The organism is Mycobacterium asiaticum, from assembly GCF_001673635.1.
In the GTDB taxonomy this organism is placed as follows: Bacteria; Actinomycetota; Actinomycetes; order Mycobacteriales; family Mycobacteriaceae; genus Mycobacterium; species Mycobacterium asiaticum_C.
Map to the genome: position 1 here is coordinate 1 of NZ_LZMH01000082.1, position 13,468 is coordinate 13,468.

General features: G+C 65.7%; 15 protein-coding genes and 1 pseudogene. 6 read left to right on the forward strand and 10 right to left on the reverse strand.

What is annotated here, in order from left to right; all coding sequences use genetic code 11:
• A pseudogene (locus A5645_RS28910) lies at window positions 1–246 on the forward strand (VWA domain-containing protein); the annotation flags it as partial.
• Here the strand turns inward: A5645_RS28910 and A5645_RS23885 are convergent.
• Genes A5645_RS23885 through A5645_RS23895 form a run of 3 tightly spaced genes read right to left on the reverse strand, consistent with a single transcriptional unit; the run spans window position 188 to window position 3,559 of the window.
• Window positions 188–1,603, reverse strand: a complete 1,416-nt coding sequence (locus A5645_RS23885; protein WP_065131281.1) for a VWA domain-containing protein — start codon at window positions 1,601–1,603, stop codon at window positions 188–190. The pseudogene A5645_RS28910 and the gene A5645_RS23885 overlap by 59 nt on opposite strands.
• Entirely contained in the window at window positions 1,600–2,421 is an 822-nt protein-coding gene (locus A5645_RS23890) for a CbbQ/NirQ/NorQ/GpvN family protein (protein ID WP_065131282.1), read from the reverse strand. Before A5645_RS23890 ends, A5645_RS23885 begins: the two co-directional genes overlap by 4 nt.
• Before the next feature lies 1 nt (window position 2,422).
• The gene (locus A5645_RS23895; RefSeq protein ID WP_065131283.1) at window positions 2,423–3,559 is read right to left on the reverse strand and encodes a spirocyclase AveC family protein; all 1,137 of its coding nucleotides are present in this window, start codon (window positions 3,557–3,559) and stop codon (window positions 2,423–2,425) included.
• Between the two features lie 128 nt (window positions 3,560–3,687).
• Here A5645_RS23895 and A5645_RS23900 point away from each other — a divergent pair, with 128 nt between their 5' ends.
• On the forward strand, window positions 3,688–4,314 hold the full coding sequence (locus tag A5645_RS23900) for a TetR/AcrR family transcriptional regulator (protein ID WP_065131284.1): 627 nt from the start codon (window positions 3,688–3,690) through the stop codon (window positions 4,312–4,314).
• A 15-nt stretch (window positions 4,315–4,329) separates the two neighbouring features.
• Here A5645_RS23900 and A5645_RS23905 read toward each other — a convergent pair whose 3' ends face one another.
• Window positions 4,330–5,493, reverse strand: a complete 1,164-nt coding sequence (locus tag A5645_RS23905; RefSeq protein WP_065131285.1) for a spirocyclase AveC family protein — start codon at window positions 5,491–5,493, stop codon at window positions 4,330–4,332.
• Window positions 5,494–5,601: 108 nt separating this feature from the next.
• Between A5645_RS23905 and A5645_RS23910 the strand changes: the two genes are divergently transcribed.
• From A5645_RS23910 to A5645_RS23925, 4 genes are all read left to right on the forward strand, one after another.
• A complete protein-coding gene (locus tag A5645_RS23910; protein WP_065036933.1) occupies window positions 5,602–6,363 on the forward strand; it encodes an LLM class F420-dependent oxidoreductase in 762 nt (253 codons plus the stop codon).
• Between the two features lie 86 nt (window positions 6,364–6,449).
• The gene (locus tag A5645_RS23915; RefSeq protein ID WP_065036934.1) at window positions 6,450–7,016 is read left to right on the forward strand and encodes a hemerythrin domain-containing protein; all 567 of its coding nucleotides are present in this window, start codon (window positions 6,450–6,452) and stop codon (window positions 7,014–7,016) included.
• 185 nt (window positions 7,017–7,201) lie between these two features.
• Entirely contained in the window at window positions 7,202–8,650 is a 1,449-nt protein-coding gene (locus A5645_RS23920; protein ID WP_065131286.1) for a protein adenylyltransferase SelO, read from the forward strand.
• 8 nt (window positions 8,651–8,658) lie between these two features.
• The gene (locus A5645_RS23925; RefSeq protein ID WP_065131287.1) at window positions 8,659–9,108 is read left to right on the forward strand and encodes a hypothetical protein; all 450 of its coding nucleotides are present in this window, start codon (window positions 8,659–8,661) and stop codon (window positions 9,106–9,108) included.
• Here A5645_RS23925 and A5645_RS23930 read toward each other — a convergent pair.
• The 6 genes from A5645_RS23930 to A5645_RS23955 are packed head-to-tail and all read right to left on the reverse strand — an operon-like array spanning window position 9,089 to window position 13,379.
• Complete coding sequence (locus tag A5645_RS23930) at window positions 9,089–9,472, reverse strand: carboxymuconolactone decarboxylase family protein (RefSeq protein ID WP_065036938.1); 384 nt, start codon at window positions 9,470–9,472, stop codon at window positions 9,089–9,091. The two genes, A5645_RS23925 and A5645_RS23930, sit on opposite strands and share 20 nt — an antisense overlap.
• Window positions 9,473–9,484: 12 nt before the next feature.
• Window positions 9,485–10,279: an SDR family oxidoreductase gene (locus A5645_RS23935; RefSeq protein WP_065131288.1), complete on the reverse strand. Its 795-nt coding sequence runs from the start codon at window positions 10,277–10,279 to the stop codon at window positions 9,485–9,487.
• A 13-nt stretch (window positions 10,280–10,292) separates the two neighbouring features.
• Window positions 10,293–10,697, reverse strand: a complete 405-nt coding sequence (locus A5645_RS23940; RefSeq protein ID WP_065131289.1) for a VOC family protein — start codon at window positions 10,695–10,697, stop codon at window positions 10,293–10,295.
• A 16-nt stretch (window positions 10,698–10,713) separates the two neighbouring features.
• A complete protein-coding gene (locus tag A5645_RS23945) occupies window positions 10,714–11,649 on the reverse strand; it encodes a DUF808 domain-containing protein (RefSeq protein ID WP_065131290.1) in 936 nt (311 codons plus the stop codon).
• A gap of 52 nt (window positions 11,650–11,701) precedes the next feature.
• Window positions 11,702–12,697, reverse strand: coding sequence for a tocopherol cyclase family protein (locus A5645_RS23950; protein WP_065131291.1), 996 nt, complete (start codon window positions 12,695–12,697; stop codon window positions 11,702–11,704).
• Window positions 12,698–12,743: 46 nt separating this feature from the next.
• Window positions 12,744–13,379 carry a TetR/AcrR family transcriptional regulator gene (locus tag A5645_RS23955; RefSeq protein WP_065131292.1) on the reverse strand — a complete coding sequence of 212 codons (636 nt, stop codon included), beginning with the start codon at window positions 13,377–13,379 and terminating at the stop codon, window positions 12,744–12,746.
• Between the last annotated feature and the right edge of the window lie 89 nt (window positions 13,380–13,468).

The following is a 13,468-nucleotide window of genomic DNA, read 5'->3' on the forward strand; positions in this document are numbered from 1 at the left end:
GGGATCCGGGGTGCGGGGGAGATCCTCAAGACCGAGGCCGGCACCCCGAACAGGCTGCTCATCGTGCTTTCCGATGGTTACCCGTACGACGACGGTTACGAAGGCCGCTACGCCGAAGCCGACGCCGCCAAGGCGCTGGTGGAGCTGCGCGCAGACGGTATCGCCTGCCTGTGTCTCTCCATCGGCCCTACCGCCGACACATGCTCGTTGCAAAGGGTTTTCGGCTCGGCCGGCTATGCCACCTCCCCGCCCCCAGTCGCGTATAGCCGTATGGCTCAAGCTGATTGAGACGGGCCCGTCCCACAGCGCCGAATCGTTGTCCGAAGGTCTTGATCGCGGGCAGGTGAACGGCGTGCCTGCCATGGGACCGAAAGGCGTAGACCGCCACGCGATCCCCGAGTTCTTCGAGCGTGGCGGCCATTGTGGCGGCCGTCCTGCGTTGGTGGTCGTGGACGGCCAGGCCCTCCGAATCGGTGTCGGTGGCCGAACCCGAAGCATCGAGCAGGATCAGGACGCCGAGGTTGCGCTCGAGCTTGCGGCGATCCAGGTACACGTGTTCGGGCGGCGAATAGCCGGAGCGCAGATCCACGAACAGGTCCGTGAGGGCCTCGACGTCGAGCTCGTCGCCGTCGGGTCGGGCGCGCAATAGCTTGGGGCCCAGTCCGATCCGTGACAAGCGGCTTCGGAGCACGTCGTCGCGCGTGATTCCGGCCTCCGCGACGTCGGCCGCCGCCGTGAGCGGGAAGGCGATGACCCGGCACCACTGATCCCGGTAGCGCCGGCGGTGCACGTCCCATTCCGGATGCCAGGCACCGCCCACGCCGACGGCGGCACCGGGTTTGCCGTCGTCGGTGAAGCGGATCCGGGTGGGCATTGGCCGGGCCTCGGGACCGGCCGCGCCGGCCCGGCGGACCGCCCGGCTTCGCAATTCCGCGCCCGCGCCGCCGCCCTGCCCGGCCGAGCGCGAACTGCCGAACAGTTTGCGGAAGTAATCCGACAGCGACTGTGAGCCGGAAAGCGGATTCTCGAACAATCTCAGGATCTTGCTCGAACCCGACCGATCCCCGTCTTCGAAGTCGTCGTCGGCCTCCGGCATATCGGTTGGCCGGAACTGCAATTGCAGCTCCTGGTCGGTTGCCCTACCCCCGATCGCGGGGGCGGACACGAGCAGACGCGAGGGTTTGATCACCCCGAACCACGGAGGCGGATCGGCGACCTCGACTCGCCCGCGTGCGACTTCCAGCGACTCGGCCGCCGTCGCCGTGCGCGGGCCGGCAACGAATATCAGCCCGGCAGCGAGCGGAAGATATCGAGCGAGTTGGTCGATCACCCGTTGGCCTTCGACCGACAGATAACGCCGCGCGACCGACGGACGGGTACGCAACGACTTGACCAGGCTGCGGTCCAGGCTTCCCGCACCCAGCAGTGCGCTCTGCACCAGCATCTCGCGGCGCTGCTGCGCTACGCCGCCGCCCGCCGAGACAAAGACGACCTGTCCGTCCGTGTAAGCGGCCTGACCGCCCGGTGCCTCCGCGACATCTACCGACCTGCCCGCGACGTGGGTGGCCAATAGCCGGAAGATGCTGGGGTCGAAGGCTGTCACGGCCGCGGCAATAAGGCATCCACGAGTTCGCCGAGCGCGCGCACCACATCCCGGTCGTCGGAGAGGACTTGGACGATCGCGCAGCGGACGGCGCTGCGCAGACTCAGGCCTTCGGCGACGAGGCCACCGGCCAGGATCAACATCCGGGTTGACGCCACTTCCCGTAGCGGTGAACCATCGAGGTTTCTGATCGCGTTGCCAAGGTTGACCAGCAGACGCGCTGTCTCCCGGTCGATTCCGGCTTCATGGGCGACGACTTCGGTCTCGGTCTCGGCCGCAGGAAACTCGAGCTCGATCGCGATGAAGCGCTGGCGGGTCGACTCTTTGAGATTCTTCAGGACACTCTGATAGCCCGGGTTATAGGAGATGACCAACTGGAATCCGGGGGCCGCGGACAGTGTGGTGCCGAGCCTATCGACCGGGAGTTCGCGACGGTGATCCGCCAACGGATGAATCACGACGGTCGTGTCCTGTCGCGCCTCCACCACCTCGTCCAGATAAAAGATCGCGCCCGTGCGCACCGCCCGGGTCAACGGCCCGTCCACCCAGACCGTCTCACCCCCCTTGAGCAGGAACCGCCCCACCAAATCCGCCGACGTCATGTCCTCGTGCCCGGCAACGGTGATCAGCTCACGCCCGAGGCGGTGAGCCATCGCCTCTACAAAGCGCGTTTTCCCACATCCGGTGGGGCCCTTCAGCAACACCGGCAAGCCTCGGCGGGCCGCGGCGTCGAACACCTCCACCTCATCGCCGATCGGCCGGTAGAACGGAGACTCTGAATCCGCGTGCAGCGTCGGCGGACGACTATCGGTCAACAACTCAGTTCCCCCGCTTGAACGGAACGATCGTCGGCAGGGTCACTCCCGGCGGAAGTACGAAGTGGCCCTGCGGATCAATGTGGCCGGAGTTCTTGCCCGGGATCGGCAGCGCCGGGTCGGGGCAGAGGCGGTCGGTCCCGTCACCACAGATGCCCATGGTGAAGTAGGAGCGCTCCAGCAGATCTTTCGGCCAGGACTCGGCGTGCAGGGCAAACCATTGCGCGGGGATGTTGTAACAGAAGAAGAAGAACATGCTGCATGCGGCGAAAATGGCGAGAAACCGGGTGATTTGCTGTCTGGCGAACCCGCCCCGGATGTCTTCGGTCCCCCGCTCGACGAACGTGCGGCCACGATCGTCGGTGAAGTAGCGCAGTGCGCACAGACCCGCCTGTACGCCTCCCCACATCAGCCCTTCGTAGACCGGCCACTGGTAGTAGGTGCCGGCGTTGATCGAGAGTGCCTTGATGGCACCGGGATAGGTGAACAGTCCCATCGGCATCAGGAACAAGCCCTCGATGACGAAGTCGAAGAAAAAGGTCCAGATGATCAATACACCGATCAGCTTGATGTTGCTGATGTTCGGCCAGCGCACCTTGGCCCGGCGCATGACCCAGCAGCCCAACATCGTGCAGAGCAGCACCCCGAATGAGTAACCCGGCGCATTCATCAGGATGGGTTCGGCCATCATGCGGCCCGGCTCACCGAAGGAGACCCAACCGGGGATGTCCTGCACCCACGAACCTCGGTTCCACATCCAGGTGTTGTAGGTGCTCCAGGTGTTGAAGTAGTTCAACAGAGGGTCCTGAAAGAACAGCAGGCCGCACGCCACCAGCAGCATGCCGTCCAGGGTGATTCGCCGCTCCCGGTGCCAGGGTCTAACAATGAAGTGCCACAGGCTAAGTGGTAGACCGACGACGATCACGCCGGTCCAGGTGAGCAGGATCGCCTTCATGTACATGGGCGGGTCGCTGGGCCCAGTGGGCACTCGTTCGAAGTTGGGCCCGGTTATCCACCGGATCCACACATAGAGCTGGAAGGCCAGGACGGCGCCCCCGATCACCGCCCAGATCCGCACGGGCTTCGGCGACGGCTGTACCCGGCCGGCGGACAGCGCATCGATGCTCGACAAGCTGCTCATGACGCGCCTCCCTCCCGATGGTCGCGGTTTCCGCCGGCTCGGCAACGGTAGCCGCACCGGCCGCTAATATACCAATCGGTATCTCAGTAACCAATAGTTCACCAGGATTCTGTGGCACAATTTCACCCATGGTCGAGCGGTGGACGCGGGAACGGCGCCTTGAACACACGCGGTCGCTGCTGCTTGATGCCGCCGAAGAGGTCTTCGCCGAAAAGGGTTTCATGGCAGCGTCTCTCGATGACATCGCTCATGCCGCCGGCTACACCAAGGGTGCTATCTACAAGCACTTCGCCACCAAGGAAGACCTGTTTCTGGCCGTCAACGACCGGTACTGGCGCCGGTACTTCGACAACTTCGCCGAAGTGATGTCGACGGCGACACAGATCGGAGCGCGGGAGCTGGACGAGATCGCTGAACGATGGCGCCAACTCGGCCGCGACCGCGGCGCTCTGCACGCCGCCCTGGGCCACGAATTCACGCTCTATCTGCTGCGGAACCCGGACGCTCGGGAGCGGGTGGCTGCAAAGCGCACGGAAGTCGTTGACGCGCTTGCCAAATTCATCATCAAAGGCATCGAGCGGCTGGGCGGGGGCCTACTGATCCCGCCGCTGACATTCGCCCACATACTCGTTGCGACCACCAATTCGATCGAACTGGTAAGCCAACTCGATGATGCCGACCTGTACCGGCCGATCTTGGATCTGTATATGTCGGTCATCAAACTGCCGTCCGCCGCAAAGCGCTCAGGGCGTTGACGACGTTGGCGGCGCTCAGCCTCCCGGCTCAAAGGGAACCGTCCTGGGCAGCGTCGCGCCCGGCGGCAGCACCAGCCTGCCGTCCGTGTCGATGTAGCCGGACCGCTTGGTCGGCACCGGCACAACGGGATTCGGGCAGGGCCGGTCGGTACCGTCACCACATATGCCGCCGATGAAGTATGAACGTCGCTGCACATCCTCGGGCCACGGGTCGGCATGCATGCCGATCCATTGCGCGGGAACGTTGTAGAAGATGAAGAAGCAGGCGCTGACGCCGCCGAAAATGGCGAGGAAGCGGACGAACTGTTGGCGCACCGCCCCGCCGGGAACACTGTCCAGACCCCGCTCGACGACCGTGCGGCCGCGGTCATCGGTGAAATAGCGCAGGCAACAGAGCGCCGCCTGAACACCTCCCCACATCAACCCTTCGTAGACCGGCCACTGGTAGTAATGTCCGGCGTTGAGTGAAACCGCCCGGATAGCACCGGGATACGTATAGAACCCGATGGGCAGCAAGATGCAGCCCTCCATCACCAGATCCAGCAAGAAGGTGCACGCATAGGTCACCGCGATCAGCCGCAGGTTGCTGATGCCGGGCCATCTCGCCTTGATTCTGCGCATCACCCAGCACCCGACGATCGTGATCAGCAGCACGCCGTAGGCGTAACCCGGGGCATTGGTCAACAGCGGCTCGGCGACCTGCCGGCCCGGCTCCTCCGGCGAGACCCAGCCCGGAATGTGCGACGACCACGAACCGCGGTTGAACAGCCAGGTGTTGTAGGTGCACCAGGTGTTGAGGTAGTTCAACAGCGGGTCCTGGAAGAACATCAAACCCATTGACAGGACCAACATCCCGTCGAGGGTTATCCGCCGCTCGCGCCGCCACGGCCGGACGAAGAACCACCACACAGCCAGCGGCAGAGCGGCCCACAGGATGATCGCATTGGCCAGCAGTGGCACCTTCATGTACAGCGGCGGATCGCTCGGCCCGGCGGGGACCCGCTGGAAGTAGGGCCCGGTGATCCAGCGGAGCCACACGTACAACTGCAGGATCAGCACCGCCCCACCGGCCACCGCCCAGATCCGGACCGCTCTGATCGAAGGCTGAGCCTGCCCACGTTCGGGGACCGCGGTGATCGATTCGGTGACTGCGGTTGCGCTCTCGACTCGTTCGCGCATGGTCTCGTCCCCCTCTACTCACACGGCAACCTCGCGAATATACCAGTGAGTATCTGAACGACGAACAAGAATCTACGCTCCCGGGCGGGCGGCCGGTTAGCCTCGTACATGCTGAAGATCGGCGTCCAGATCCATCCGCAGAACACCACGATGGCCGCGCTGCGCACGGCGTGGCAGGGAGTCGACGACATCGGCGTCGACAGCCTGTGGACCTGGGACCACTTCTTCCCGCCGTTGTACGGATCCCCCGATGAGGCCCATTTCGAGGGCTGGCAGATCCTCGCCGCGATGGCCGTCACCACCGCCAAGGTCAACCAGATCGGCATGCTGGTGACCGGCTGTGGCTACCGCAATCCGGACCTGGTGGCCGACATGGCCCGCACCCTCGATCATCTCTCGGGAGGACGCGCCGTACTGGGCATCGGATCGGGATGGATGGATAAGGACGAAGTCGAATACGGCTACCCGCTACGGACACCCGCGCAGCGACTCGACCTATTGGCCGAGGCGCTGCCGCGCATTCGGCGTCGCATCGGCCTGCTGCAGCCCGGGCCTATCGGCTCGATGCCCATCCTGATCGGCGGCAACGGCGAACGACGCACCCTTCGGCTGGTGGCCGAGCATGCCGACATGTGGAACGGCTACGGCGACGCCGAGACCGTCCGTGCCAAGAACCGGGTTATCGACCGGTGGTGTGCGGAAATTGGCAGGGACCCAGATGAGATCGAACGCACGGTCTGGATAGATCGGGTCGATGCCGAGCTCATCGAATCCCTCGCCACAGCGGGTGCGGACCACCTGATCCTGGGCTTGCGAGCGCCCTACGACCTGCAGTCGGTCGAACGCCTGGCGGCGGCCCGCAGCGTTTAGCGCCGGTCGGCGAGGGTATGCGATTGTCAGCGGCGCACAGCCCCGCGCGCCCTTCAGACTCCGCCACTTATGGAGGTGTGTTCGGCATGTCCGAAATGATCGTTGAGACGCCTGACGAGGTTGTCAGTTTCCTCAAAGCCCAGCATGACCTGATCGAGGACATGTTCGACGAGGTGTTGCACGCGTCCGACCCGCGAGCCCGCGAGAAGCCGTTCATCGAGTTGCGCCAACTGCTCGCCGTGCATGAGACGGCCGAGGAGATGGTGGTGCACCCGCGACTTCGGCGGGAAGCCGACGACGGCGATGCGATCGTCGAAGCGCTGCTGCACGAAGAGCACGAAGCAAAGACGTTGCTGTCGAACATCGAAAACCTGGACGTCACCTCAGAGGAGTTCGTCACCGAGCTGACCAAGCTGCGCGATGCCGTGCTGGCCCACGCCGAACATGAGGAGCTCGAAGAGTTTCCCAAGTTGCAGAAGGAAGTCGACACCGACGACCTCAAGCGCATGGCGGCGGCGGTCAAGGCCGCCGAGGCAATCGCGCCGACCCGGCCACACCCGGGCGTGGAATCGGCGAAGCTCAACCTCGCCGTCGGGCCGTTCGCCTCGATGCTCGACCGCGCCCGTGACCTGATCAAGCAAGCAATCGGCTAGGAGCATTGATGAGTTCCCCCGAACCGCGTGAAGACCAAGACCAGGACCAGGCCGCGCAGGCCGCTGAAGCCGCCGATGATGACAGCGTCGTCTCGCCGCCTGCGTACCCCGCGTACTCCGTCCCCCCACCAGAGGGGCTCGCGGGGAACGAGGATGGCTGAGCAAACCTGGATAGTCTGGGTCAAGTGAGCGTCACACCCGATATCGCCGTCCCCCTGCAGGACCGCTTTTCGCGCGAGCTGCCGGAATTGGCGGTGCCGTGGAAAGCCGAGATACCGCCGGACCCGCGATTGCTGGTGCTCAATGAGCCCCTCGCCGTCGAACTCGGCTTGGACCCCGCCTGGTTGCGCAGCGGCGACGGACTGCGGTTTCTGGTGGGCAACCTGGTGCCCGACGGCGCCGCGCCGGTGGCGCAGGCCTATGCCGGCCATCAGTTCGGCGGTTACGTGCCACGGCTGGGCGATGGGCGGGCCCTGCTGCTCGGCGAGGTGACAGATACCCAGGGTCGGTTGCGCGACATTCACCTCAAGGGTTCGGGGCGCACGCCGTTCGCCCGCGCCGGCGACGGCCTGGCCGCGGTGGGACCGATGCTGCGCGAGTACATCATCAGCGAGGCGATGCACGCACTGGGCGTGCCCACCACGCGATCCCTCGCGGTGGTCGCCACCGGGCGACCTGTCGAGCGGGACACGGTCCTGCCCGGCGCGCTACTGGTCCGCGTCGCGAGCAGTCACCTGCGCGTTGGTAGCTTCCAATATGCTTCCGCGACAAGGGATGTCGAGTTGCTACGGCGGCTGGCCGACCATGCCATCGCGCGCCACCACCCGGGGGCTGCCGACGCCGAACGCCCTTACGTCGCACTGTTCGAAAGCGTCGTGGCGGCCCAGGCGTCGCTGGTGGCGAAATGGATGCTGATCGGGTTCGTGCACGGGGTGATGAACACCGACAATGTGACGATCTCCGGTGAGAGCATCGACTACGGGCCATGCGCGTTCATGGAGGCCTACGACCCCGACACGGTATTCAGTTCGATCGACTACTGGGGGCGCTACGCCTACGGCAACCAGCCGACCATCGCGCAATGGAACCTGGCCCGGTTCGCCGAGGCGCTGCTCCCGCTGTTCTCCGAGGACCCGAACGAGGGAGTCGCGTTGGCGGAGAACGCGTTCGGCGGATTCCAGCACTACCAGACCGCGTGGCAATCGGGCATGGCCGCCAAGCTGGGCCTGGCCACCGACAAAGCCACGCCGCTGGTTGACGAGCTGCTCACCCTGCTGCACGAGAGCCACGTCGACTACACCTCGTTCTTCCGTCACCTCGGCGACGCGGCACGTGGTGACGCCGAGGCGGCGCGCGGACGCTTCGTCGACCCCGCACGCTTCGACGATTGGGCGACGCGCTGGCGGGCGCTGGGTCCCGACGCCAAGCTGATGGATCGAGTCAATCCGATCTACATTCCGCGCAACCATCTCGTCGAGGAAGCGCTGGCCGCCGCAACGGCGAACGACCTCGAGCCGCTCGGTCACCTGCTCGACGCCATCACCGCGCCGTACACCGCGCGGCCGGGGCTCGAGCGCTACGCGGCACCGGCGCCGGTGGATTTCGGCGTTTACCGAACCTTCTGCGGCACCTAGTCACGAACATGGCCGGCGTGTACCGCGCACCGCTGCGTTCCCGCAGCGACGAGGTCGACCCGCGTGCCACCCTGGAACATGCCCTCCGGAAAGGCTTGTGCGGTTTCGGACAACGGGTGCGCACACCTACCGAACGGGACCGCCTCGAACGCCGCGCGGCGCGCTTCGCCGAGGTGCTCGACGGGTCGTTCGTGTGGACCCGCGACCCGGAGGGGATGTACTGGCTCGGCCGCATCGCCGGCCCGTATTTCTACGACGACGACGAAGACGCGGCCGCGGTCGATCTGGTGCACGTGCGGCGGTGCGACTGGCTCGCCGAGCCGCTGCTGGAGCCGCAGGTGCCCGCCGCGGTCGTCGCCACCTACGGTCGCGGCGGCCGCAACTTCCAGCAGACGCATCACCCGTCGGTCAGTCAAGAGACACAACGGATCTGGGACGCTACTCGGTCGGCTCGGTAGTCCTCAGCACGGTGGCGGCGATATTGCGGGCGCTCGCGGCCGCGGGGTAGCCGGCATATCCGGCGGCGTGGTAGATCACCTCTTCGATCTCCTCGGCGGTGAGGCCGTTGCGCAGCGCGATCGGGAAGTGGAGCTTGAGTTCCTCGCCGGCGCGCAGGGCGATCAGCACCCCCAGGGTGACGAGGCTGCGGGCGCGTCGATCCAGTCCCGGCCGGGTCCACAGCGCGCCGAAAACGTGGTCGAGCGCGAGGTCGCCCAATTCGTCGGCGAAGCCGCCGGCCCGGGTCGAGGTCAGGTCATCCGGGATCAGACCCGGCAGCATTTCGCGAAAGGCGTTGAGCCCCTGGGTTCGCAGTTCGGTCAAGGTGGTGCCTCTCTATGCGTTGGGTTCGCGGGAGATCTGATAATCGATGAACGCATCCCAGTCCTCTACCCGGCGGCGCACGAGCTCACGCACGCTTGGATGCGAGGTCACGAAGAAGCGATTGGCCAGGATCGCCTCGACCACAAGCTCACCGACCGTCGCGGCATCGAGCAACTCGAACTCGCCGGGCAACCGCATGGGCGCACCCGAGCCGAAACTCGGCACGTTGCGGGCGATGTTGGTCAGCACCGGGCCCGGACACAGCAGGGTGACCCCAATGTTCTTGGGCCGCAGGTAAATCGCCAATGCTTCGCTGATCTGCACAATGGCGGCCTTGGTCGCCGCGTACGGCATCCGGTCGTAGGAGTAGGTGTACAGGCCCGCGAATGACGACGTGTTGACGATGTGTCCCTCGGCCTGGTTTAGCAGCACCGGCAAGAACGCGTTGTTGCTGCGGACCACGGACATGAGGTTCACGTCGATGATGCGCTGCCACTCCGCCACCGGAATATCCTCGGGTAGACCGTTGGTGAGCACACCGACGTTGTTCATCACGATGTCAACCCGGCCGAACTTTTCGATCGTCCAGTCGCGCAACGCTTCAAAGATCTGCGGGACGGCGACGTCGGTCGGATAGGCGAACGCCGGCGTCCCGTGGCCGGTGATGTCGTCGGCGACAGCCGCGCTGGCGTCGCGGTCGACCGCCACGACCGACGTCCCGCGGCCCGATAGCGCGCGAGCGGTGGCCAGCCCGATCCCGCTGGCGGCGCCGGTGATGACCGCGACCTTGCCCTGCAGCGTCCGCATCGGTTCGACCCACCTATTTCTCGACCAGGACCTCACCCTCGAGTCCATCCGGGTCGCGGAAGAAGACGCTACGCACCGCGCCGAAATCGTTGACCTTGCCGTCACTTGCGCCGTGCTCGATCAACCGTTGTCGGATCGTCTCGAAACTCTCGGGCGACGCCGCCTGCAGACCGAAATGGTCCAGCCGTCCCCTTCCCCACATCGGTGTCTGACGGTCGGGTTCCGGATTGCCCTCGATGGTCACCACATTGAGTTCCGTGTGGGGCCCGATGCGGATCATCGTCATCGTCTCGTCACCCTTCTCGCCGTGCGGCTTGGTCGGCCCCACCTCAGCCTCGAAGACCTTGGTGTAGAACTCCCGTAGCCGGTCGATGTCCTTGGAGATGAGCGCGATGTGGTTGATCCCGTTCAATAGCACAGCCGCTCCTTGCGCTTCAGGTTGCCGACGAGGAACGGCGGCGCCGCATAGCTTGCACCAGGTGCACGATGGTTACCACCACGGCGCCCACAATTGACCCGACGACCGCCGACAGGCCGGTGTTGACCAGCCAGGCCAGTACGCCGCCGACCGCGCCACCGGCATGGTGCACCCACTGCTCGGCGTGGTGCACCCAACCGTAGGGGGTGTGCCACCCGACGTGTTCGCTTCCCGTGAGCAGGATGTGACCGCCCACCCAGAGCATCGCGGCGGTCCCGACCACGGAGAGCACGGAGAGCAGCTTGGGCATCCCGGCTACCAGGCCGCGTCCGATCGCCTTGGCCCATCGGGATGATGTCTTGGTTAGGCGCAGCCCGACATCGTCCATCTTGACGATCGCGCCGACCACCCCGTAGACCGCGACGGTGATCACCAGCGCAACGATGATCAGGATGACCAGCCGCGGCACGAATCCCAGTTTGGCAACCTCGTTCAGCGCGATCACCATGATCTCGGCCGACAGGATGAAGTCCGTCCGGATCGCCCCGCTCACCACGTGATCCTCGTTCTCGGGCTCGGCGCCGTCATGCTCGTGGCCGGTCAGGCTGCTCCAAACCTTCTCGGCGCCTTCGTAACACAGATACGTCGCCCCGACCATCAGGATCGGACTGAGCAGCCAGGGCGCAAACTGACTGAGCAGCATTGCGCCGGGCAGGATGAACAACAGCTTGTTGCGCAGGGATCCGAGCCCGATGCGCTTGATGATCGGCAACTCGCGCTCGGCGGAGATTCCCTCGACGAACTGGGGCGTCACCGCGGTGTCGTCGACGACCACTCCGGCGGCCTTCGCCGTCGCCCGTCCGGCCGCACCGCCGATGTCGTCCAGGGACGCCGCGGTCAGCCGCGCGAACAGCGCGACATCGTCGAGGAGTGCGAACAGACCCGCACTCATCGCGACTGCTCCATGGCGCAGGAGATTACTCGGATCACCGCCGATCGGCCCATCACGCCGGCCTGCTGCCGATTTCCAGACCGGCCAGCGTGGAGGTGCCTTCGAAGATGGTGCGGCCCCATTCCCGAACCCGCAGGTGCAGGGTCCCGGCCAGGTGTTCGTAGTCGGTGTCGATGTTGCGGCGCTCGGCCGGCAACGGCACCGGAAGCACATGCGGTCCGGCTGACGTGCCGTGCCCGTCGAGTTCGACGCGATAGCGAACGGTGCGCGCGACGATGTGCCAGCGCTGCAAATCGCAACTGGCTGACACCAGGGCCGGCGGAGTGAGTCGCAGCACTCGATCCCCCAGTCGCACAACAACTCCCGTCACATCGCGCTTCAACGGCCCCAACTCGAGCAGGCCTCCGGAGAACGCCACCGACACATCTTCATCGCCGAAATCGTGGGCCTGTCCCCACCACCAGCGCAACGGAAAGCCGGCTCCCCAATTGCGTTCGCAGTACAACGTGGCATCGGCGAAGGTCCACTCTTGATCGTTGTGCGTCACCGTCCCGGACGCTTTACCGCCCAGCCGGTACGGATGCCAGTACTGGTTCAGGAAGGGCACGGACGAGAACACACCGCCGCCGCCGAAGGGTTTCGGCCACTCGTACGGCTCGTGGAACCTCAGGTCGACTCTGGTGTCACCGAGGGTCATCTTCAGCCGCTCGCGGCTCGCGTCGATGAAGTCTCCGCCAGAGTCGGCTTGCACCGAGAAGTCCCGTCGATCGGCCCGCACGCCGTCGACCGCCGCCGACCGCACCACCCCGCCGGGGTGCAATGCGATCGCCGCGGTCGACCAGTCCCCGCCCGGGTGCCGGTTCGCGCTGCACAGGGCGACCACCACCCGTCCCTCGGCGGGGTCGGAGAGCCGCCAGAACCAGCCTTCCATCTCGGTTCCATGGGATGGGACCGGATCCCCGAACGGCACATCGGCGCCGCTTCGCCGATACAACGAGACCAGCTTGGGGATGACCTCAATATTTGCCACCGAATCGACGAGCTTCACACCTCGTCTGGTACCCGCCGCCTCCCGGGATGAACCCGTGCGTTCCTCACTTGCCGCCGGCCGTCGATTCGGCGAGATAGGCGGCGATCGCATTGGTCAGCCCACGACGCGCCTCGTCGAGATCGGCATAGCTACCCAGCTGGCGTTCCGAGACCAGGCCGCGCATCGCGCCCGGGATCAGGGTGGCGACCTCGTGCACCCGCTGGGGGTCGACCTGCAGGTCGGCGAACGCGTTCTGACAGGTGGCGTGCCAGCCCTGCCCCCACGAGCGCAGTTCGGCCGCGGTGCGCGGGTACAACCGGTCGAGTTCGCTGGGTTCGCGGGGCAGAGCCGCCCGCAGATTCTCGATGGCCCGCGAATCGGGGGCGGTTAGCCCTTCGTAGAGGGTGTCGATGATTTCCGACACCCTGGAACGCAACGACGCTCCGGTGTCGGGGTTGGCGAACAGGTTGGCCCGGCGTTGCGCGGTGTGGTGCAACACGGCCGCCCAGAACCCGTCGGCGTCGCCGAACTGGTACTGCACGGTCCCCCAGGTCACGCCGATCTGTTTGGCGATGCGGTTGGCCGATACGGCACCCGGGTCCCCGGAGGCGAGCGCCGACACCGCCGCCTGCAGCATGGCCTCGCGAGTGGCCAGCCCACGCCGGTTGGCCCTGCGTCCCGCGCTGTCCGCCACCGCCATTCGCGCATCGTAGCGCGAAAATCCATGTTTCGTTGACTCCTTTATGAATCTTTCATAGAGTGCTTGATGATCAGACGGAGAGGACCGGC